Origin of the sequence: Sphingopyxis sp. (assembly GCF_019459305.1) — a bacterium.
Classification (GTDB): domain Bacteria; phylum Pseudomonadota; class Alphaproteobacteria; order Sphingomonadales; family Sphingomonadaceae; genus Sphingopyxis.
Genome location: NZ_JAIBES010000148.1, coordinates 1 through 1,996, shown reverse-complemented (window position 1 = coordinate 1,996; position 1,996 = coordinate 1). Strand labels below are relative to the sequence as shown.

The following is a 1,996-nucleotide window of genomic DNA, read 5'->3' as shown; positions in this document are numbered from 1 at the left end:
CATCTGCGAAAAGCCCAGGCACGAACCATCGAGGCCCTCTGGCAAGCCGTCGGCTCGATCTGCGAACTCTACTCACCAGAAGAATGCCGGAATTACCTCAAGGAAGCTGGATATGTTGCAGATTAAAAGCACGACGCTCTAAATTGGCGCGGGGCGGCTTCGCGACAACGACCATCTGTCGCTAGCGTCGACATTTGAACCGCCGAAGAACAGCTAATTCAGGCGCCTGCCATGACAATCGCATTGAGCCGGGCTGACACGATATCGACCCGGCCCTCGGGACCTTTGATATTTCCGTGCAGAAGATATTCGAAATCGGGGTGCGCCTTGAGGCTCGCGAGCTGCTCGGCAATGAATGTCCGGACATCGGCGTCCGCGATAGCGACTTCAGCGGCCAGTTGCTCGCGCCCGTCGATGATGAGGAGAATATCCTCCAAATCGTGACTGGACAGCGGATCGTTGTTTCCGCGCCCAATATAAGCCTCAAGTTTGGTGGCCAGAAAGAGCGGCGGCGTGATGCCGTTGATCGCCAATCCGCTTGGCAATTTATGGGGCATCGCCGTCGCGATGGCCTTTTTATACCATCGATTGCTGAAGCCGAGAATGTTTCCGTCGAGCGGCATGAAGTCCACCTTGATGTCGCCAAGCAAGAGACGGCAGGTGGGGCCCTCGTCCGCGGAGATTGTAAATCCTCTATCCTGCAGCATGTCGACAAGCTGATACCATTGCACACGTCCGGCAAGGTCCACGATCAAGTCGACATCGTCGGTCGCTCGGATGTCTTGCATGATATTGTCGTCGGAAATGAGCAGCGCCGTCGAGCAGCCGCCAACAAATACGAGCCGCGCGCGCAGCTCGCCGCCAAGAGCTGCGGCAACGGCTTCGAGCATGTCGAGGAGCTGCCCCTGGACCGTCACCGCTGCAGAAGCCTTTGTTCGAGTTTCTGGCCCGCAAGTTTTGATTCCCGCTGGTTGCCGAGCCGCACCGCATCGATCAGTGCGAGATATTCATAGAGAAGTGCGTCTTGGAGCGCGGCTTGAGGGACCGACTTGAAAAGGGGCGCAACCGAAGCGCCCCTCGCCTTTCCCTCCGCATAGGGCCAGACAAATATTTCGCTGCCGGCGCTTATCAGATCGCCTTGGAGCATCGGTGCAGCGAAGGCCGTGGCAACACCTCGCTCGGGGGCGCCTTTTTTGGCGGGAAAGGCATATTTGAGGCCGTGAATAATGAATTCGAGCATATTGCGCCGGTTCGGCTTGATCCGCCCGTGGCTGCGGATCGCCAGTCCGGCGTCAACGCTTCGATGGAGAGATTCGCTGATTTCCGTCTTGCTAATGTAGAGTGCCAGGCCCAGTTCGCGCACCGAAAAAGGATCGAACGAGACGGCAACGCCCTGTCGGCCTCTGTCGAGCGCGCCCAGCTCCTGCGACTCCAAGCTCACCCATTTGAGCAACACGAGAATATCCTGGCTCTTCATCTTCGTTATCTCCAGGCGTCCGCTGTCCGCGGACAGAGGACATCTACCGCTTTTCCTTTGCGTGTCAATTATCCGATCATTCGCCACGCAGCCGCTGATCTGGCTCACGAACCTCATCTGAGAGCGCTGTCGCATCCAAGCTGACGGTCCTGTGCTGGCACCTGCTCACCAAAGACGCCGACTATCGCTGAGCGAGACCTGCGCACATCGCGAGTAAGCGCAGGACCATGGAATTCAAGGCTGGCAGACCGCAGGCAAAGGGGAACAAGCTGGGCCCGGCTACGCCTATAACATCAAGGTTCTGCGCTATCAGGAAATGGAAATCGCCCGTCCCGCCGAGCAGGCGTATGAACAGTTCGTCGCACAGTGGGAGACCCGTCCAAAAGAAAAGGTGCGCGGACGCTCCAAACCGGCAGGGCTGTGAAAAGGCGGCCTGACGGACCTTGCAGCCGGAGTTCCGTTCTTCGCCACGGAGTCGCCCGCGCACAAGGGCCATAGCACAATTTTGCACGGAAAGGT

General features: G+C 58.2%; 2 protein-coding genes and 1 pseudogene. 1 reads left to right on the top strand and 2 read right to left on the bottom strand.

The window, feature by feature from the left end; translation table 11 throughout:
* Positions 1-126 (top strand): annotated as a pseudogene (locus K0M74_RS18410) (IS630 family transposase); the annotation flags it as partial.
* Between the two features lie 92 nt (positions 127-218).
* Here the strand turns inward: K0M74_RS18410 and K0M74_RS18405 are convergent.
* Together K0M74_RS18405 and K0M74_RS18400 are read right to left on the bottom strand one after the other, a co-directional pair.
* Complete coding sequence (locus tag K0M74_RS18405) at positions 219-917, bottom strand: hypothetical protein (protein WP_293975773.1); 699 nt, start codon at positions 915-917, stop codon at positions 219-221.
* Positions 914-1,477: a hypothetical protein gene (locus tag K0M74_RS18400; RefSeq protein ID WP_293975771.1), complete on the bottom strand. Its 564-nt coding sequence runs from the start codon at positions 1,475-1,477 to the stop codon at positions 914-916. Before K0M74_RS18400 ends, K0M74_RS18405 begins: the two co-directional genes overlap by 4 nt.
* Positions 1,478-1,996 lie beyond the last annotated feature (519 nt).

What these genes read in the sequence shown, in the direction of transcription:
- K0M74_RS18400 (WP_293975771.1), bottom strand. Translation starts at nt 1,477, where the DNA reads ATGAAGAGCCAGGATATTCTCGTGTTGCTCAAATGGGTGAGCTTGGAG.